This window comes from Arthrobacter sp. UNCCL28, from assembly GCF_900102805.1.
Lineage (GTDB): Bacteria > Actinomycetota > Actinomycetes > Actinomycetales > Micrococcaceae > Arthrobacter > Arthrobacter nicotinovorans_A.
Genome location: NZ_FMWE01000004.1, coordinates 370,865 through 389,859, shown reverse-complemented (window position 1 = coordinate 389,859; position 18,995 = coordinate 370,865). Strand labels below are relative to the sequence as shown.

Sequence of the window (18,995 nt, the reverse complement as noted above, 5' to 3'; positions counted from 1 at the left end):
GCTTATGCGCCCCATCCGGCTTGCTGGCCGCCAGCGCGGTCCTCGTTGATCTTCTTCTGGTACCCGCTGGCCTTGTATGCGGCCATGGGATCGGCGGGGAGGCCGCGGGATTCGCGCCACTCGGCCAGGACCGGCCGGACATCGGTGTAGAAGGCATCGTTGAAGATGCCGTTGGCGGCCAGGACATCGCCGGCCCGCTGGGCTTCGGAGAGTGCTGCCGTGTCCACGAGGAGCGCACGGGCGGTCATCTCCTGGACGTTCAGGACCGAGCGGATCTGGCCCGGGATCTTCTCCTCCAGGTTGTGGCACTGGTCAAGCATCAGGGCGACGCCTGAATCCTTGCCGAAACCGCCCCCGCGGATGACCTCGTGCATGATGCGGAACAGCTGGAACGGATCAGCGGCGCCAACAATAAGGTCATCGTCAGCGTAGAAACGGGAGTTGAAGTCGAAGGAACCCAGCTTGCCGAGGCGCAGGAGCTGCATCACGATGAACTCGATGTTGGTGCCCGGAGCATGGTGGCCCGTGTCCAGGCAGACAAACGCCTTCTCACCCAGGGCCAGGGTTTGCGCGTAGGAAGTACCCCAGTCCGGAACATCGGTGTGATAGAAAGCGGGCTCGAAGAACTTGTACTCGAGGACCAGGCGCTGCTCATCGCCGAGGCCTGCGTAGATTTCCTGCAGTGACTCGGCAAGGCGGTCCTGGCGGCCACGGATATCGTCCTGGCCAGGGTAGTTGGTGCCGTCAGCCAGCCAGATCTTCAGGTCTTTGGAACCCGTGGCGTGCATGATCTCGATGCATTCCAGGTGGTGGTCGATGGCGCGCCGGCGCACGGACTCGTTGGACGAGGTGAGGGAGCCGAACTTGTACTCGTCGTCCTGGAAGGTGTTGGAGTTGATGGTGCCCAGGCCAACCCCCAGTCCTGCGGCGTACTCGCGGAGGGCTGCGTAGTCATCCACCTTGTCCCACGGAATGTGCAGGGCCACGGTGGGGGCCAGCCCGGTGAGTTCGTGGACCTTAGCGGCGTCGGCGATTTTTTCCTGGACGGTGCGCGGAGTACCCGGAGTGCCGAAGACCTTGAACCGGGTCCCGGAATTTCCGTAGGCCCAGGACGGCACTTCAATGGCCAGTTCCCCTAGACGGCCCAGGGCCGATTCTGTGGTGTTCATGCTTGTTCCTTTTGGTATTCGTGGGCTGGGTCTTTGTCTATGTGTGCGGTGCCGGCGGCATCTGTGACGCTGCCCGCGGCGGCAAGCTGGTCTTCGAGGTTGAAAACTTCCTCGACGATTTCGAAGCCCTGGTCCGGAGGGACGTCGCTGTTGGCGAAGAGGGTGGCCATTTCGGCCTGCCATCGGGCATTGACCTCTGTCACCGCCATGCGGGCTTGGGCGGCTTGGTAGTCATCGCACTCCAGATAGCCGATCAATTGGCCGTCAGGAGCGAGGAACAGTGAGTAGTTGTTCCACCCCGCGTTTTTCAGTGCTGACAGCATCTCCGGCCATACGTTGGCATGGCGTTGCTTGTACTCGGCCATCAGTTCCGGTTGGACTGAGGAGCGGAAACAAACCCTCATGTGCGGTTCTCCAGGGTTACTCGTCTTTGAATCGTTTCATTTGTTACGATTCAAATTACCCTCGGAAACGCGGGGGTGTCAAGGCGTTTCCAGCACATTGACGTCAGCCAACGGAGATCGGAAAGCATGTCCCAGACAGCCAGCATCAAAGACGTTGCAACCCACGCCCAAGTAGCAGTGGGCACTGTTTCCAATGTGCTGAATTATCCGGACAGGGTTTCCCAGAGGACAAAGGAACGCGTCCTCAAATCCATTGCAGAACTCGGGTTTGTCCGCAATGACGCCGCCCGCCAGCTCCGCGCCGGCCAGAGCCGGACCATCGGGCTGATAGTGCTGGACGTCGGAAACCCCTTCTTCTCCTCAGTCGCCCGTGCCGCAGAGGATGCTGCCACCGCACTCGGAAGCGTGGTGCTGGTGGGTGACAGCGGGCAGGACGCCTCCCGCGAAGCGCACTACATGGACCTCTTCCAGGAGCAGCGCGTCCAAGGGCTGCTCCTTTCCCCCGTAGGCGATGTGGCGGAGCGGATCGATACTCTGCGTGAACGGGGCGTGCCCACCGTTCTGGTGGACGAACTTGCAGACACCGACCGCTGCAGCTCAGTCTCCGTGGATGACCAGGAAGGCGGTTATCTCGCGGCCAGGCACCTGCTGGACCTGGGCCGCCGTCGTCTGGCCTTTGTTGGTACGCCGTCCATCCGCCAGGTCGCGAGCCGACTCAAGGGCGCGCAGCGTGCTGTGGCAGAGGTATCCGGGGCCAGTGTTGAGGTCCTGGATTCTGCTGGCCAGACCGTTCTGGCCGGCAGGCAGGTGGGCAACAGCCTGGTGGAACGCGCCCCGGAGCTCCGGCCTGAAGCCGTGTTCTGCTCCAACGACCTCCTGGCGCTCGGTGTCATGCAGTCGCTGACCATGTTGCGGACGGTCCGGATCCCGGAGGACATTGCGCTCATCGGATATGACGACATCGATTTCGCCATTTCCGCAGTGGTCCCGCTCTCGTCCATCCGCCAGCCCACCGAGGCCTTGGGCCGCACGGCGATCGAGCTGCTCGCGGAAGAACAGGAGAGCGGCGGCACCAAGCACCGGGCAGTGGTGTTCACGCCTGAACTTGTGGTCCGCCAAAGCACTGCCGGCGCACCCAACTAAGTAAGTTGGGGGTGCAGGCGGTGCTCCCTGGGCGCAGGCCTAGCCTCGCTTGACTGTTACGTCCAGAGGAAGCGTCGCGGGGGCTTCGATCGGCCACCGCCCGTTCGTGGCGATCCGGGACAGGTTCCGTTCACCGTCCGGGTCGTCGATATCCACGGGAATGAGCACCGTGTTCCGATCACCGATCTGGGTTGCCTTGGCGGTCAAGTGGGCAGCTTCCGTTGCCGCAACCAGATCGAAACGGGGTTCCCATTCGGCAGTGGTAACCACCAAGCGTAGTTCCTCGGTGGGCATATATCCCTCTCCGATCGACCAAATGAGGCGGACAACGTAGTCGATGAGAAGGTCGCCGCGTTCGACGCTGTAGCCGGGCTCGATCTCAAACTCCACTGCGTAGCCGGTGTTGCCTTTGACGTTTGGCTTGTCCCCTCCGGAAAAGCCGGTGACGGTGATTCCAGGCACCGCTTCCAAGGCTTCCCGGGCTTCTGCGCGAGTCTGTCCTGCTTCAGAGTCATGTGGCACGGTGCTGCACGAACTCAGCGCCAACATGCCCACAACTGCCACGCCAATGAGTTTCCTGAATCCGGTCTGCACGCCATTCCCCATAACTTCAACTTCTCATAGATCGAGGTGAAGAACTCTCCTCATGAATGGAGTGGAGTCGTGGCAGCTTTCATGACGGTGGCTACAGGGCGTAAATGCTCCAGGACGCGGTGTGCTCCGCGCCCGGTTCCAGCCGGATCAGGTCCGTCCCGCTGTTGAAGGCGTCCGGTGGGCACGTCATGGGTTCCACAGCCAGGCCCAGGCGGCTGGGCAGGGGTGCCGGCTTGTCAGCGGTATGGATCTGCAGCCAAGGGCAGCTTTGGTCCCAGGACATTCCGACGCCGGTGCCCGCCGGGTCCCGCAGCGACAGCTGCGCCAGCCCGCCGTCGAACGTTATTCCGGTGAAGGCGTGGTCTATTTCGGTGCTGCCGATGGTGCGCGCTGAACGGAAGTCGAAGGGATGGCCCTCAACCCCCGCCAAGCCCACGGGCAAGAGCCGATCCGGTGTGACTTCCAGGAACGAGTCCGCGCCAAATTCCAGGACCCACTCATCCAGCGGCGAGGAGCCGGCCACCAGGTACGGGTGCGGGCACACGCCGTAAGGAGCAGCGACGTCGGCAGCGTTGCGGGCCGTAACGGAGGTGTGAAGTCCGGATTCGTCCAGCGTGAACCGAGCCTCAAGCTCCAGGACGAAGGGGTAACCCGCAGTCGGACCCACTGTGCACGTCAAGGTGAGCGAGCCGGCGTCGGACTCCTTCAGCGTCCAGTCGAGCGGGAAGGCGAGCCCGTGCAGGGCAGTTGCGCGCTCGGGTTCATTGAGGGGCACGTGGTGCTCGACGTCGTCGAAGGTGTACGTGCCGTCTGCGATCCTGTTGGGCCACGGCGCGGCAATGATGCCGCGGTAGTCCGGGATCGGGCCGCCTTCGGTGAAGGGGACAATGAGGTCCCGGTCCTCGAACCGGAAGACGCGCAGCGCGGCCGCGCGGGCGGTCACGATTGCTGTGTAACCGCCCGCGCTCAGCGTGAATTCAGTGCTCACAGGCCGCCGGCCAGTTTGTAATACGCGGCGTTCCAGTTGAGTTCCTTCTTGAACTGTTTGATGGTGGTGCCTTCGTCGATGGTGAGGAGTTCGGTCTTGGCGATTTCGGCGAAGTCCTCGAACACCTCAAGGCCCACCTGCGTGGACAATACCGTATGGTGGGCGGCGCCCGCAGTGAGCCACGCGGCCGCCGAAGTGGCGAAGTCGGGCTTCGGTTCCCACAGTGCGCGGGCAACCGGCAGGTTGGGAAGCGGCTGGTCGAGATCGACGACATCCACCACATTGGCGACCAGGCGGAAACGGTCACGCATGTCCGAGAGGGCAACAACAATGCCCGGGCCGGCGTCAGTGTCGAACACCATGCGGACGGGGTCTTCCTTGCCGCCAATGCCCAGCGGGTGGATCTCAACGCGGGGCTTCGAGGCGGTCAGGGACGGGCAAACCTCCAGCATGTGCGCGCCCAGGATCTTCTCGCTGCCCGGTTCCAGGTGGTAAGTGTAATCCTCCATCAGCGACGCACCGCCGGGCAGGTCACCGCCCATGACCTTGGCAGCGCGGACCAGGATGGCGGTCTTCCAGTCGCCCTCTGCGCCGAAGCCGTAACCGTCAGCCATGAGGCGCTGGACGGCCATGCCCGGAAGCTGCCGCAGCTCGCCCAAATCCTCGAAAGAGGTGGTGAACGCTGCAGAACCATTGGCCTCCAGGAAGCTGCGCAGTCCCAGCTCGATCCTGGCGCTGTACCGCAGCGACTCATGGCGGTCACCGCCTGCCTTCAGCTCCTCAGCCACCTCATAAAGGTGCTCGTACTCGGCAACCAAAGCGTCGACGTCGGACTCTTCCGCGCCGTGCACAGCGTCGGCGAGTTCATTGACGGACCAGGTGTTCACTGAGACGCCGAAACGAAGCTCGGCTTCGGTCTTGTCGCCTTCGGTGACGGCGACATTGCGCATGTTGTCGCCGAAGCGGGTCAGCTTCAGCGTGCGGACGGCGGCCCAGCCGGCCGAGGCGCGCTGCCACGCACCAACCTGGCGGGCAACCTCAGGATTGGAAACATGTCCGACGACGGTCTTCCGCGGCACGCCGAGTCGCGACTGGATGTAGCCGAATTCGCGGTCGCCGTGGGCTGCCTGGTTGAGGTTCATGAAGTCGAAATCGATGTCAGCCCATGGCAGGTCCCTGTTGGCCTGGGTGTGAAGGTGCAGCAACGGCTTGCGCAGTGCATCCAAGCCCTGGATCCACATTTTTGCGGGGCTGAAGGTGTGCATCCAGGCCGTCACGCCAATCACGGAGTCATCCGAATTGGCTTCCAGTGCTGTGCGGCGGATTGCGTCGGAATCGGTCAGGACCGGCTTCCACACAAGCTTCACCGGAACGTCGCTGCTGGCATTCAGGGCGTTGGCAATCTCCTGTGACTGCGCAGCGACCTGCTTGAGGACATCCTCCCCGTACAGGTGCTGGCTGCCGGTAAGGAACCAGACCTCGTACTGCCCCAGGGAGGTGGAGTTGGCGGATGTGCTGTTGGCGCTGGGCATTGTGGTGGCTCCTGGTTTTCTGGATTTCGAGTGGCTTGCGGCGTCCGCGTCAGCGGCCGTAAACGTTCTGGTATCGGTCGAAGAGTGACTCGATCTTGGCTTGGTCGATAGGCAGGGGATCGCCGAGTTGGCGGGAGATGTGGACTGTCCTTGCCACTTCCTCGCACATCACCGCTGCCTTGACGGCGCTGCGGGCGTCCTTGCCTATGGTGAAAGGCCCGTGGTTCTGCATCAGGACCGCCGGGGAGTTGGAGTTTTTCAGGGTCTCAACGATGCCTTGGCCGATGGAGTCGTCCCCGATCAGTGCGAACGGGCCAACTGGGATGGGTCCGCCGAACTCATCACCCATCATGGTCAGGACGCAGGGGATTTCCTCGCCGCGGGCAGCCCAGGCGGTGGCATAGGTGGAGTGGGTGTGGACCACGCCGCCTACCTCGGGCATGTGCCGGTAGACATACGCATGCGCGGCCGTGTCCGAGGACGGGGAGAGGTCCGGGTTGCCCCAGTCCACAGTCCCGGCACTTCCGGTGTTGATGCCCCGCACAGGTGTGCCATAAAGATCAGTGACCACCATGAGCTCGGGCGTGAGGTCGTCATAGGAAACGCCCGAAGGCTTGATGACCATGAGGTCATGCCCGGGGATGCGGCCGGAGACGTTGCCGGCTGTCCAGACCACCAATTGGTAGCGGGTGAGTTCTGCATGCAGCTCGCAGACTTCCTTGCGGACTTTGGCAATGCTTTCCAGCAGGGCGCTCATGCGGAAGCTCCTTCGAGGGTGCTCGGCTGGGTTGGCTGTGCTGTGTTTTGCTCTGCTGTGTTTTGCTGTCCCGAACCTTGGATCGCGGCGCGTTGGATGGCCTTCAAGCGGTGCATGACGTTGTTGGTGCCGCGTCCGAAGTAGTCGTGCAGGGTTTTGTATTCCTGGAAGAGGACCTCGTAGGCCGCCACGTTTTCGGGGATGGGGGTGTAGACCGCGCCGGGAGCAGCTGCCATGGACGCCGCTGCTTCACGGATGTCCTTGTACTTTCCGGCGGCAACAGCGGCGTGGATGGCCGAGCCCAGCGCAGGACCCTGTTGGGACCCGATGGTGGAGAGCTGCAGGCCGGTGATGTCGGCGTAGACCTGCATCAGGAACTTGTTCTTCAGCAGCCCCCCGGCCACGATGAATTCCTTGACCGGAACACCTGAGTCACGGAAGGCGTCAACAATGGTCCGGGTTCCGAAGGCCGTTGCTTCCAGCAACGCCCGGTAGGTGTCTTCAGGCTTGGTGGCCAAGGTCTGGCCCACCACCACGCCGGAAAGTTCGTGGTCAACCAGCACTGAGCGGTTGCCCGATTGCCAGTCCAGCGCAATGAGTCCGTGCTCGCCGATTGCCTGCTTCTGCGCGAGTTCGGTCAGGTACTCGTGGATACCCAGGCCTTTGTCTTTGGCGGCCTGGTGGTACTCCGGCGGGACACCGTTCTTGGTGAACCAGCCGAAAATGTCGCCAACTCCGGACTGCCCGGCTTCGTAACCCCAGAGGCCGTCCACGATGCCGCCGTCCACTACCCCGCACATGCCGGGGACTTCGCGGAGGACGTCCCCGTTCATGACGTGGCAGGTGGAGGTGCCCATGATGGCTACGAGCTGTCCGGGTTCAACGGCGTTCGCAGCCGGGGCGCTGACGTGGGCGTCCACGTTGCCCACGGCCACGGCAATTCCTGCCGGAAGCCCCGTCCATGCTGCGGCTTCTTCGGTGAGGTATCCCGCGGCATCGCCCAATCGGCCGATGGTGTGTTCCAGCTTTTCCGCCACGAAGCCCTTGAACTCCGGGTTAAGCGCCGCCAGAAAGTCCTCGGAGGGGTACTTTCCGTCTTGGTAGATGCCCTTGTAGCCCGCGGTGCAGGCGTTGCGGACGTAGCTGCCGCAGAGTTGCCAAACGATCCAGTCGGCGGCTTCAACCCAGTGGTCCATGGCGCCGTAGACTTCGGGATCTTCCTCAAGAAGCTGAAGTCCCTTGGCGAACTCCCACTCGGAGGAGATCAGGCCGCCGTAGCGGGGAAGCCAGGCCTCGCCCCGTTCCTCAGCCAGCTTGTTGATCCGGTCAGCTTGAGGTTGGGCTGCGTGGTGGCGCCACAGCTTCACGAAAGCGTGGGGCCGGTCCGCGAAGCGTTCCAGTTCGTTCAGTGGCGTGCCGTCTGCCGTCGTCGGAACCATGGTGCAGGCGGTGAAGTCGGTGGCAATGCCAACCACGTTTTCGGGGTTGATTCCCGCATCGGCGACGGCGGCCGGTACAGCATTGCGCAGGACGTCGCGGTAGTCGTCAGGGACCTGGAGCGCCCAATCTGCGGGAAGCCGCTGGCCGCTGCCCGGCAGGTTCTCCGACACGACGGCGTGCGGGTATTCGAACACGCCGCTGCCAAGTTCTGCCCCGTCCGATACACGCACCACAACAGCGCGTCCGGACAAGGTGCCATAGTCCACGCCAATGACGAATTGCTCATCCAGCGGGAGGTTTTCAGAAGTATTCATGGGGTCTCCATCCGGCTGGCCAGGGCCTCATTGCCGGGGGTTGGGGTGGAAAAGTGAAGAAGGTCTGATGTAATTGTTAGCGCTAACAACTTTGATGTCAAGAGCGGGAGCGGTGGAACGGGCTGCTACCTACTTTGTGGGGGAGGGGGCCGTGGTGGAGCGGACCACCAGGCGCGGTACGACGGCGGCCGCGGAAACGCTGCTGCCATTCTCCAAGCGGTCCAGCAGCAAACGGATGCAGCGCTGGCCGAGCTCCTCGAAGTCCTGCGCCACGGTTGTCAGTGGAGGGATGAAGTAGGCGGACTCTGGCTGGTCATCGAAGCCCACAACGCTGATGTCGGCGGGAACCTGCACGCCTGTCTCATGGAATGCACGCAGCACGCCGAGGGCCATCTGGTCATTGGCCACGAACAGCGCAGTCACGGAACGGTCGGCGGCGACCTTCAAGCCCTCGCGGTAACCGCACTCAGCACTCCAGTCGCCCTCGATCAAGGTTCCCGGTTCAAGGCCGGCCTCCGCCAAGGCCTCCTGCCATCCTTCGATGCGGGCAGCAGCATCAATCCAATCGGCGGGGCCGGAGAGGTGGCCGATCCGCTCATGGCCAAGGCTCAAGAGGTGCTCGACGGCCAGCTTGGCGCCCTGCCGCTGGTCAACTGTGGCTCCCGTGAGGTGCTCATCGCCAACAGATCCAACAGCAACCAACGGCACGTGGGCAGTGATGTCCTTGAGAACTTCAAATGTCCCCGGGTGCGGAACCGTTACTACGATGCCGTCAACGCCTTGGTCCATGAAGTGCGCCATGGCGTCCTTGATGGTCTCCGGCGTCACTTCCCGCAGGCCCGCGACACTGACGAAATAGCCCGCATCCCGGGCCGCAAGCTGGACGCCGAGGAGCGTGTGCGACGGTCCATATTGGGCCATCTCACTGCCCAGAACCCCGATGGTCAGGGAGCGCCGCGTCACCAGGCTGCGTGCCGCCGTGTTCCTGCGGTACCCAAGTTCGGTAATGGCTTGTTCCACGCGCTCGCGGGTCTTGGAACTGACGTTGGGATGGTTGTTCAGCACCCGGGAAACGGTCTGGTGGGAAACTCCCGCCACGCGGGCAACGTCCTCCATGACCGGGGGGCGGGCTGATGCAGATTGATCTGGGCTCACCCTGTCACGATAGAGCACCTGCAGCCGTGATCAGCTCATGGCTGCCTTGGCGGCGTACTGGCGGTACCTCGTCAGGAACGGGGCAGTTCCGTCGGCATCCCGGGGTTTGACGTCCACGCCATCCAAGGGCCACGCGGGCAATTGACCCGTCAGGACGCCGGCTGCCTGGCGGGCAGCTCCGTCAGCAACGTACTCGCCGGGTCGGGGCACGAATATCGGCAGGCCAAAGGCCAGGGAGGCAATCTGCTGGACGGCCTCCGACTGCGCTCCTCCACCCACCAGGATGATGCGCTGGGCAGAGACGCCTTGTGCCTGCAGTGCGGCCAACCCGTCCGCCAAGGAACACAGGACGCCTTCTACCGCTGCCCGCGCCAAGTTGGCCGGGGTGTAGTTGGAGACCGTGATGCCGTGGAGGGAGCCGGTGGCGTCGGGCAGGTTGGGCGTTCGTTCGCCCTCGAAATACGGGACCAGGGTCAGTCCTTCGGCACCTTCCGGAGCGGAGAGGGCCAAGGTGCCGAGCTCGGGCAGGGTGACGCCCAGCAGTCCGGCTGTGGCATCGAAAATTCGGGTCGCGTTGAGGGTGCAGGCAAGGGGAAGGAAGTTGCCCGTGGCATCGGCAAAACCTGCCACCAATCCACTGGCATCCTGTGCGGGGACGTCCGAGACTGCAAACACAGTGCCTGACGTCCCGATGGAAATGACCACATCCCCGACGGCGGCACTCACGCCCAGGCTGGCCGCGGCGTTGTCACCGGCTCCGGGCCCGATCAAAGCACCGCCCGGTGTCTTGCCCGCGGCATCCAAGGGGCCGACAACGACCGGAAGGACGGGAACATGACCGAGCGTGCTCTTGAGCACCTCCGGAAGGTAACCGCCACCGGCAGCTGAGAAATAGCCCGTGCCGGAGGCGTCCGACCTGTCGGTGCGCAGTAGTTCCAGCGATGCCGGGCCGCTGCCTGGACCGTGTCCGGCGAGACGCCAGGACAGCCAGTCGTGAGGCAGGCAGACTGCGGCAGTTCGTCGGGCATTCTCCGGTTCGTTCCGGGCCAGCCAGCGTAGCTTGGTGGCAGTCAAGGATGCCACCGGTACGGTTCCGGTGGTGGACGACCAGAACGAGGCTCCGGCAGCGGCATCGCCTTCGCCGGCTTCAAGAATCAGTTCTTCGGCGTCACGTGCAGAGCGGGTGTCGTTCCACAGAAGGGCGGGACGGGCCACGTTCCCGGACTCGTCGAGGCACACCATGCCGTGCTGCTGACCGCCAACCGATACGGCGTCGACGTCGTCCAGGCCGCCTGCCTCCCTGATGGCTTCCTGGAGGGCCGTCCACCAGTGATCAGGGTGGACTTCCGTACCCTCAGGATGGGGTGCCCGGCCCTGACGTACCAAGGCACCGGTGACGGAGTCACGGATGACCACTTTGCACGACTGGGTGGAGCTGTCGATCCCGGCTACGAGAGGCATGCGTTGTTCCTTTGGCGAACCGGCGCCGGGCCCTGCAAGGCGAAGCTTGGGGGCCCGGCGCCGGGACTGTGGTGGGTTGGTGTTCTTTAGCGGGCGCCGAGCAGGTGCTCGATGGCCAGCTGGTTGAGGCGGACGAAGGCAAACGAGCGCTCGGCGGCGTGATCGGCGTCGAACGTTTCGAAAGCGCTGGCGTCAGCCAGCAGGTCAGCCGTGGTCTCCCCGGCGTTCAAGGTGGGCTGGCCCAGTTCGAAGACGCCTGAGGTTGTGAGGGCTTCTTGGACTTCCGGATCTGCGCGGAAAGCGAGGGCGCGTTCCTTCAGCAGGAGGTACATGGACATGTTGGACTTGGCCGATTCCCAGACGCCGTCGTAGCCGTCGGTGCGTGACGGCTTGTAGTCGAAGTGGCGGGGACCGTCGTATGTGGGCCCGCCGTTGGGGAAGCCGTTCTCCAGCAGGTCCACGGTGAAAAAGGCGCTGGTGAGATCGCCATGGCCGAAGACCAGGTCCTGGTCGTACTTGATGCCGCGCTGGCCGTTCAAGTCGATGTGGAAGAGCTTGCCTGCCCACAGGGCCTGGGCGATGCCGTGGGTGAAGTTCAGCCCGGCCATCTGCTCGTGGCCCGTCTCCGGGTTGAGGCCTACGATGTCGCCGTGTTCCAGCTGGGCAATGAATGCCAATCCGTGGCCAACCGTGGGGAGGAAGATGTCGCCGCGGGGTTCGTTCGGCTTCGGCTCAAGTGCGATCCGGAGGTCGTAGCCCTTTTCCTTGATGTAACCGGCGGCGGTGTCCACGCCTTCCTTCATGCGGTCCAGCGCTGCCGAGAGGTCCTTGGAACCGTCGTATTCGCTGCCTTCGCGGCCGCCCCACATGACGAACGTTTCGGCACCAAGCTCGGCTGCGAGGTCGATGTTGCGCAGGATCTTGCTCAGGGCGAAGCGGCGGATGGAGCGATCATTCGAGGTGAAGCCACCGTCCTTGAAGACCGGGTGGCTGAACAGGTTGGTGGTGACCATCGGCGTCTTCAGGCCCGTCTCGGCCAGGGCGGACTTGAAGTTCTTCAGGATGAGGTCGCGCTCGGAAGCGGTGGCATCAAAGGGAATCAGGTCATTGTCGTGGAAAGTGATGCCGTAGGCGCCAAGTTCACTGAGCTTGTGGACTGCTTCCACCGGATCCAGGGCCGGGCGGGTAGCAACGCCGAAAGGATCGGCGCCGGTCCAACCGACAGTCCAGAGGCCAAAGGTGAAGCGGTCCTGCGGGGTGGGCTGCGGGGTCATTTTGCTCCTTTGCAAAGCACTGGGGGAGGAGGCCAGGGAAAGCACTCCAATTAGTTTTCAATCTGAACTATATGGGGGATGATGGATCATGGTCAATGGAAGCCAGCAACAATTTTTCAAATCCTCAGGGAGTCCCACGCCAGTGAACGAGTCAGCAGCGCCCGGCCGCGTAGGCGATGTCCGCCGTCGAAATCTTTCGCTGGTTCTGGACTCCATTGCCAGGACCGGCGATGCCAAGCCCAGCCGCGCCCAGCTCGCGGCCGGCACCGGACTGACCAAGGCGGCGGTTTCCAGCCTGGTTGCGGACCTGGTGGAGTCGGGCCTTGTCTCCGAAGTGGGCCTTTACCGGGACGGCGAGCGGGGCAGGCCGGGACAGGGTTTGGAGCTCAGTTCGCGCCGCGGCGTGGTGGGCATGGAAATCAACGTTGACTACCTGGCGGTGGGATTGGTGGACCTGGGCGGCAACCTCCGCTTCCGTTCCACTGTTGAATCGCGGAACCGGGGCATGGCGCCTGGAGAAGTCATGGAGCGGCTGCGGGTCCTGGTGGCCGAAGCGGTTGCTGCCGCCTCGCAGGACAAGATCGCAATCCTTGGCGGCGGCCTGGCGGTCCCGGGCCTGGTGGATGAGCGGCGGAACATCGTTCTCTCGGCTCCGAACCTGCATTGGGAAAACGAGCAACTGGACCCCGGCTCATTGCTCCAGGGCGCACCGCTAGGCGTCCGGCTGTCCAACGAGGCCAACAGTGCCGCGCTCGGCGAGCTCTGGTACGGCGGCGGCCCGGCCGACTTCCTCTACGTTTCGGGTGAAGTGGGTGTTGGTGGCGGGGTCATCATTGGTTCGGACCTCTATTTGGGCCCTGGGGGATCTGCGGGCGAATTGGGCCATATTGTGGTCCATCCGGAAGGGCGGGAGTGTTCCTGCGGGGGCGCTGGTTGCCTGGAGACCTTTGCCGGGCAGGAGGCGATCTTCGAGGCAGCCAACATTCCCGAGGGCCCGCTGGGCGACCGCACCGAGCAGCTTCTCGCCGCCTTGGCCGCCCAGGACCCCAACGCCCTGAAAGCAGTCCACGACGCCGGGCGGTACTTGGGCGTCGCGCTCGCCTCCTCGGCCCGCCTGATGGATATTGACTCAGTGGTCCTTGGCGGGCACTTTGCCTTGCTGGCGGAGTGGCTGAGGCCGGCGCTGCTGGCCAGTTTGGAGCGCTATGCGCCGGGTTTGCTGGAGCCGGACAGTTTGAGCGTCTCCAGCCTGGAGCACTCCGGAACCCTCCTCGGGGCTGCCGGGCAGGTGATCAGGTCTGTTATTGAGTCGCCGTTCGAGTTCCTTTTGGCGAGCAAGCTGGCCTAAGCGCATCAATCGCCGGCGGTAATTCGGCGCGGGTTCTTTCGCATTATTCATCAGCATGCTTACTATTGATGGGTCAGTTGTTCGCGAAAACCAACCCACGGACGAGTGCCCCATGACTACACAAGACTCAGCCCACACCAGCACTGCCAAGGCGCAGACCGCCCCTTCCCCGGAAGATTCCCGGAAGCCGGACAGTCCCAACGACCTCGCGAAGCCCACCTGGATGTATATCGCCAAGCGGACACTGCGGGAGTTCAGCAAGGACCAGTGCCCCGATGCTGCCGCCGGATTGACGTATTACGCAGTGCTCTCACTTTTTCCGGCGCTGCTGGCGCTGGTCTCCCTGATCGGGCTCTTCGGCGACGCCGGCAAGACCACGTCCACTTTGCTGGACATGGTCCAGCAGTTTGCGCCGGGGCCTGGCGTCGAGGCCATGCGCAAGCCGATTGAGGAACTGACGCAGTCCAACACGGCAGGCTTCGCGCTGGTTTTCGGTGTCCTGGTGGCACTCTGGTCCGCTTCCGGCTACACCACAGCGTTCAGCCGGGCAATGAACCGGGTCTATGAAGTGGACGAGGGCCGTGGATTCGTCAAGCTGCGCGGCACCATGCTCGCCGTCACCATCGTCGCCGTCGTCGGTGCCGCCCTGGCCGCGGCCATGCTTGTCCTGAGCGGGCCCGTTGCAGAAGCGATTGGCGGTGCCATCGGCCTGTCGGAGGCGGCCCTGACCGTCTGGAACATTGCCAAATGGCCGGTGCTGATCTTGATCGTGGTGGCCATCATCGCAGTGCTCTACTACTTCACCCCCAACGTCAAGCAGCCCAAATTCCGCTGGATGAGCATGGGTTCCTTCATTGCACTGGTGATCTTCGCCTTGGCATCGCTGGGATTCGGCTTTTACGTGGCCAACTTCAGCAACTACAACAAGACCTACGGAGCCTTGGCCGGGGTCATCATCATGCTCCTCTGGCTCTGGATCCTGAACATGTCCTTGCTGTTTGGAGCAGAGTTTGACGCCGAAATGGAACGCGGACGCCAGTTGCAGGGCGGCATTGAGGCTGAGGAAAGCATCCAATTGCCGCCGCGCGACACCAAGAGGAGCGACAAGCAGCAGGAAAAAGAGGATGCAGACATCCGGCGAGGCGAGGAAATCCGTCAAGCCCGTGGCGACGAACCGCGGAAGGAACGGTAGCGGCAATGGGCAATTCGAGCACGCGTGCCGACAGTAAGAATGCCGACAGCAAAAACAGGAAGCTCAAGGCCATCCGGAACGGGGACAGCGTACGGATCAGGGGCGAGGTTTTCCGGGTGGATTCCGTGCTGCCCCTGGAAGGAACGCGGAGCATCAGCCTGGAACTGCAAGCGCCCGACGGCGGATCGGTCACCTTCATCGGCTTGCCGGAGGCAAAGGTCCAGCTCGCTGCGCGAGCCTCCTGAACCGGCCCCTGGGTAACGGCGGTGCCGAGCATTTTCATTTCCCGTTGAGCAAACCTTCCCGTCCGGCCGCACCCGTGCCATTGTTTCACCATGCAAACGGTGTACGAGGCGGCCGGCGGCGCAGATTTCTTCCTTGCTCTGGCGAAGGCTTGGCACGTCAGGGTGGTGGATGACGAGGTAGTGGGGCATGCCTTCAGGCGCGGCGTCCACTCGGAGCACACCCAGCGGTTGGCAGCCTACTGGAGCGAGGCCTTGGGCGGTCCGCCGCTGTACTCGGAAAGCTATGGCGATGAGTCCTCAGTGGTGAGGATGCACAGTGGGAACGGCCCCCACGAAGAGATGAACAGCCGGGCGATCACGTGCTTTGACCGAGCACTGACGGACGTCGGCGTGGTGGACGATCCGCTTCGCACAGTACTGCATGACTACTTCGCATGGGCCACCAACAACTCCATGGCGCGCTATGAGCGCTCATCGGACGACGTCCCGGCCGGACTCAGCCTCCCCAAGTGGTCTTGGGACGGTCTCGTGGCGGGCTGAAAGCTCAGCCCCTCAGCGGGAAAGTTCAATCCACGACTCACAGCTGACACACGAACGGGCACCAAAAAGCGGGCCCCCGCCGTGACCGTGGCAGGAACCCGCTTGTTCTTGGAGTGATCCTCCCGCGGAGCTTAGGGCATCCGCGGGAGGATCACGTGTTACGCGAACGGGAGGACGAGCTCCGCGTAGCGCTGCTTCATGGTTTCCAGGACGGTGTCGCCATCGGCATCCCAGATTTCCTGATTGAAGATCTCAACCTCAATGTCGCCCGTGTAACCGGCATCCCTGACCCAGGTGCCGATCGTGGCGAAGTCAATGACGCCGTCGCCCATCATGCCGCGGGACAACAATGCGTCCGCAGCGATCGGCAGGTTGAAGTCGCACACCTGGTAGGAGGCGATCCGATTCTCACGGCCGGCGCGGTCGATCTGCGCCTTCAGTTCCGGATCCCACCAGACGTGGAAGGTGTCGACGGCGACGCCAACAGCCTTTGCGTCGTACGGCGCGGCGAGATCCAGTGCCTGGCCAAGGGTGGAGATGAGTGCGCGGTCAGCGGCGTACATGGGGTGCAGGGGTTCCAGCACCAGCCGTACGCCGTTTTCGGAAGCGAAAGGAACGAGTTCCTCGAGGCGGTCGGCCACGCGCTGGCGGGCAGCGACGACGTCCTTCTCACCCGGAGCGAGCCCGCCAACCACCAGGAACAACTCCTGGGTGTCCAGCGCTACTGCTTCGCGGACGGCATCGAAGTTGTCAGCGAGTGCGGCAGCCTGGCCTTCAGCGTCGGCCGCCGTGAGGAATCCTCCGCGGCACAGCGAGGAAACGCGGAGTCCTGCGTCCTTGATGAGCTTGGCCGCCTTGTCCAGACCGGCCTCGGCCACCCGGTCGCGCCATGGGCCGATCGCGGGGATGCCGGCGCGGGCGCAACCATCCACGGCTTCGGCAAGCGTCCACTTCTTGGTGGTGGCGCTGTTCAGGGACAACCGGGAGAAGTCGCTCATGCGCCCACCCCATTGATCCGCAGGAAGTCGGACATCCGGAATGCTGCCAGCGACGGATCCTTCAGCAGGCCGGCCTGGTCCGCCAGCTCAAAGGTCTTTGCCAAGTGCAGGACCGAACGGCCCGAGTGCAGGCCGCCCACCATTTGGAAGCCAGGCTGCTTGCCGTTGAGCCAGGACATGAAGGCGATGCCGGTCTTGTAGTAGAACGTGGGTGCGCTGAAGATGTGCTTTCCCAGCTCACGGGTGGAGTCCAGGATGGCACGCCCTTCGGCGCCTTGGCCGGCGTCGTACTTCTGCAACGCAACCGAAGCGGCCGGGTAGATGGCAGCGAAGATGCCCAACAGGGCGTCCGAGTGGTGCGTGTCGTCGCCGTCGATCAGTTCCGGGTAGTTGAAGTCGTCGCCGGTGTAGAGGCGCACATCAGCAGGCAGCGCCGCGCGGAGGGCAACCTCGTGTGAGGCGTCCAGCAGCGAAACCTTTACGCCGTCTACCTTGTCCGAGTGCTCGCGGATCAGGCTGAGGAACGTTTCGGTGGCCACGGAGACGTCGTCGGAGCCCCAGTATCCGGCCAGTGCGGGATCGAACATGGTGCCGAGCCAGTGCAGGATGACGGGCTGGTCCACTTCCTGCAGGAGCGTCGAGTAGACGTGCAGGTAGTCGTCGGCGCCGTTGGCGACCTTGGCCAGGGCGCGGGATGCCATCAGGATGACCTTGGGACCGGCCTCGCTGACGACGCCGATCTGCTCGCGGTAGGCGTCGATCACGGCCTGGATGCCCGCTGCGCCCTCGGGGAGCGCGGCGATGTCCAGCTGGTCAGTGCCTGCACCGCAGGACACGAGGTCGCGGACCGACTTGCCCGCGATGGCTGCGTTGCCTGCCGAAACAACAGAGGCTGCCTCGGCGCCGGTGCGCTTGATGAGCTGCTGCGTGGCTGCCCAGTCCAGGCCCATGCCGCGCTGTGCAGTGTCCATGGCGTCAGCAACGCCCAGGCCGTAGGACCACAGCTCGTGCCGGTAGGCCAGCGTGGCGTCCCAGTCGAGCTGGGCAGGCGCGCCCGGCGTATTGTCGGCTGCTACCTCGGGGATGACATGGGCTGCGGCGTAAGCGCGGCGGGCCGTCAAAGGAGCGGTCGGCTTGGCCCAGGAGGTGGCTGCCTGAAGGCGGTACTCGCGGGTGCCGCCGTCGTCTGTGGGAAGAATCAGTGACGTCATTAGAGGGTGATCTCCGGGATGTCGATGGTGCGGCGCTCGGCCGAGGACTGCAGGCCGAGCTCGGCGAGCTGCACGCCGCGGGCTGCGGAGAGGAGGCCGAAACGGTGCTCGCGGCCGGCGACGACGTCGCGCAGGAATTCTTCCCACTGCAGCTTGAACCCGTTGTCCAGTTCAGCGTTGGCGGGAACTTCCTGCCACTGGCTGCGGAAGGATTCGGTGACGGGCAGGTCGGGGTTCCAGACGGGCTTGGGGGTGTGGGCGCGCTGCTGCGCAACGCACTTGTTCAAACCGGCGACGGCGGAACCGTGCGTGCCGTCGATCTGGAACTCCACGAGTTCGTCGCGGTAGACGCGGACGGCCCAGGAGGAGTTGATCTGGCCGATGACGTCGTCGCCGCCCGGGGTTTCGAGCTCAAAGATGCCGTAGGAAGCGTCGTCGGCGGTTGCCTTGTATTCCTTGCCGGCCTCGTCCCAACGGGCAGGGATGTGGGTGGCAGTCTTGGCATTGACGCTCTTGACCTTGCCGATGATGCCTTCAAGGACGTAGTTCCAGTGGCAGAACATGTCCGTGGTCATTCCGCCGCCGTCTTCCTTGCGGTAGTTCCAGGACGGACGCTGGGCAGCCTGGACGTCTCCTTCGAAGACCCAGTAGCCGAATTCGCCGCGGATGGAGAGGATGCGGCCGAAGAAGCCTTCATCCACGAGGCGGCGGAGCTTCACCAAGCCGGGGAGGTACAACTTGTCGTGCACAACGCCTGCGGTAACGCCGGCTTCCTTGCCGATCTGTGCCAGTTCAATGGCTTCTTCGAGGGTCTCGGCCGTGGGCTTCTCGGTGAAGATGTGCTTGCCGGCGCGCATGGCCTTCTTCAGGGTGGCGGCGCGGAGGCTGGTCATGGAAGCGTCAAAGATGATGTCAACGGTGGGATCGGCGATGACTGCGTCCAGATCGGTGGTCCATTCGGAGACCTTGTGGAGCTCGGCCAGTTCGCGGATCTTGGCCTCGTTGCGGCCAACCAGGATCGGTTCCACCTGCACCTTGGTGCCGTCTTCAAGGGTGAAGCCACCGGCATCGCGGATGGGCAGGATGGACCGCAGCAGGTGCTGGCGGTAGCCCATACGGCCAGTGATGCCGTTCATGGCGATGCGGATCGTCTTTGTTTCGTAGCCCATGTTTTCTCCAGTGCCTTGTGTGCCGGTCGCGGTGCGGATGCCGGTGCTTGCAGTTCGTATG

The 18,995-nt window shown here is 63.7% G+C and carries 18 protein-coding genes; 5 read left to right on the top strand and 13 right to left on the bottom strand.

Annotation, left to right across the window (positions count from 1 at the left end; translation table 11 throughout):
- Positions 1-2: 2 nt before the first annotated feature.
- Positions 3-1,169: an L-rhamnose isomerase gene (rhaI, locus tag BLQ01_RS14165; RefSeq protein WP_026543299.1), complete on the bottom strand. Its 1,167-nt coding sequence runs from the start codon at positions 1,167-1,169 to the stop codon at positions 3-5.
- Positions 1,166-1,573, bottom strand: a complete 408-nt coding sequence (locus tag BLQ01_RS14160) for an L-rhamnose mutarotase (RefSeq protein WP_091552412.1) — start codon at positions 1,571-1,573, stop codon at positions 1,166-1,168. Before BLQ01_RS14160 ends, rhaI begins: the two co-directional genes overlap by 4 nt.
- A 126-nt stretch (positions 1,574-1,699) precedes the next feature.
- Between BLQ01_RS14160 and BLQ01_RS14155 the strand changes: the two genes are divergently transcribed.
- A complete protein-coding gene (locus BLQ01_RS14155; RefSeq protein ID WP_026543301.1) occupies positions 1,700-2,716 on the top strand; it encodes a LacI family DNA-binding transcriptional regulator in 1,017 nt (338 codons plus the stop codon).
- Positions 2,717-2,755: 39 nt separating this feature from the next.
- Here the strand turns inward: BLQ01_RS14155 and BLQ01_RS14150 are convergent, their stop codons facing one another.
- The 8 genes from BLQ01_RS14150 to xylA form a co-directional block, all read right to left on the bottom strand.
- Positions 2,756-3,310: a hypothetical protein gene (locus BLQ01_RS14150; protein WP_139183497.1), complete on the bottom strand. Its 555-nt coding sequence runs from the start codon at positions 3,308-3,310 to the stop codon at positions 2,756-2,758.
- A 91-nt stretch (positions 3,311-3,401) separates the two neighbouring features.
- A complete protein-coding gene (locus BLQ01_RS14145; RefSeq protein WP_091552409.1) occupies positions 3,402-4,298 on the bottom strand; it encodes an aldose 1-epimerase family protein in 897 nt (298 codons plus the stop codon).
- Positions 4,295-5,830, bottom strand: a complete 1,536-nt coding sequence (gene araA, locus BLQ01_RS14140) for an L-arabinose isomerase (RefSeq protein WP_091552408.1) — start codon at positions 5,828-5,830, stop codon at positions 4,295-4,297. The genes BLQ01_RS14145 and araA overlap by 4 nt, the downstream gene beginning before the upstream one ends.
- A 49-nt stretch (positions 5,831-5,879) precedes the next feature.
- Positions 5,880-6,587 (bottom strand): L-ribulose-5-phosphate 4-epimerase, encoded by a 708-nt coding sequence (locus BLQ01_RS14135; RefSeq protein ID WP_091552406.1) that lies wholly within the window; start codon positions 6,585-6,587, stop codon positions 5,880-5,882.
- Entirely contained in the window at positions 6,584-8,341 is a 1,758-nt protein-coding gene (araB, locus tag BLQ01_RS14130) for a ribulokinase (protein ID WP_091552405.1), read from the bottom strand. The genes BLQ01_RS14135 and araB overlap by 4 nt, the downstream gene beginning before the upstream one ends.
- Before the next feature lie 129 nt (positions 8,342-8,470).
- Positions 8,471-9,457 (bottom strand): LacI family DNA-binding transcriptional regulator, encoded by a 987-nt coding sequence (locus tag BLQ01_RS14125; RefSeq protein WP_091552403.1) that lies wholly within the window; start codon positions 9,455-9,457, stop codon positions 8,471-8,473.
- Positions 9,458-9,526: 69 nt separating this feature from the next.
- Positions 9,527-10,957, bottom strand: a complete 1,431-nt coding sequence (locus tag BLQ01_RS14120) for a xylulokinase (RefSeq protein ID WP_091552402.1) — start codon at positions 10,955-10,957, stop codon at positions 9,527-9,529.
- 86 nt (positions 10,958-11,043) lie between these two features.
- The gene (gene xylA, locus BLQ01_RS14115) at positions 11,044-12,231 is read right to left on the bottom strand and encodes a xylose isomerase (RefSeq protein ID WP_026547823.1); all 1,188 of its coding nucleotides are present in this window, start codon (positions 12,229-12,231) and stop codon (positions 11,044-11,046) included.
- Between the two features lie 142 nt (positions 12,232-12,373).
- Between xylA and BLQ01_RS14110 the strand changes: the two genes are divergently transcribed.
- From BLQ01_RS14110 to BLQ01_RS14095, 4 genes are all read left to right on the top strand, one after another.
- Positions 12,374-13,579, top strand: coding sequence for an ROK family transcriptional regulator (locus tag BLQ01_RS14110; RefSeq protein WP_254779450.1), 1,206 nt, complete (start codon positions 12,374-12,376; stop codon positions 13,577-13,579).
- Positions 13,580-13,691: 112 nt separating this feature from the next.
- Positions 13,692-14,771: a YihY/virulence factor BrkB family protein gene (locus BLQ01_RS14105; protein WP_026543311.1), complete on the top strand. Its 1,080-nt coding sequence runs from the start codon at positions 13,692-13,694 to the stop codon at positions 14,769-14,771.
- A gap of 5 nt (positions 14,772-14,776) precedes the next feature.
- Positions 14,777-15,016, top strand: a complete 240-nt coding sequence (locus tag BLQ01_RS14100; protein ID WP_091552400.1) for a hypothetical protein — start codon at positions 14,777-14,779, stop codon at positions 15,014-15,016.
- Positions 15,017-15,106: 90 nt separating this feature from the next.
- On the top strand, positions 15,107-15,556 hold the full coding sequence (locus BLQ01_RS14095; protein WP_091552399.1) for a group II truncated hemoglobin: 450 nt from the start codon (positions 15,107-15,109) through the stop codon (positions 15,554-15,556).
- A gap of 158 nt (positions 15,557-15,714) precedes the next feature.
- Here BLQ01_RS14095 and BLQ01_RS14090 read toward each other — a convergent pair whose 3' ends face one another.
- From BLQ01_RS14090 to BLQ01_RS14080, 3 genes are read right to left on the bottom strand one after another with little or no spacing between them, the layout of a single operon-like run.
- Positions 15,715-16,554, bottom strand: coding sequence for a sugar phosphate isomerase/epimerase family protein (locus BLQ01_RS14090; protein WP_091552397.1), 840 nt, complete (start codon positions 16,552-16,554; stop codon positions 15,715-15,717).
- A complete protein-coding gene (locus tag BLQ01_RS14085; protein ID WP_091552396.1) occupies positions 16,551-17,765 on the bottom strand; it encodes a dihydrodipicolinate synthase family protein in 1,215 nt (404 codons plus the stop codon). Before BLQ01_RS14085 ends, BLQ01_RS14090 begins: the two co-directional genes overlap by 4 nt.
- On the bottom strand, positions 17,765-18,934 hold the full coding sequence (locus BLQ01_RS14080; RefSeq protein WP_026543316.1) for a Gfo/Idh/MocA family protein: 1,170 nt from the start codon (positions 18,932-18,934) through the stop codon (positions 17,765-17,767). Before BLQ01_RS14080 ends, BLQ01_RS14085 begins: the two co-directional genes overlap by 1 nt.
- Positions 18,935-18,995 lie beyond the last annotated feature (61 nt).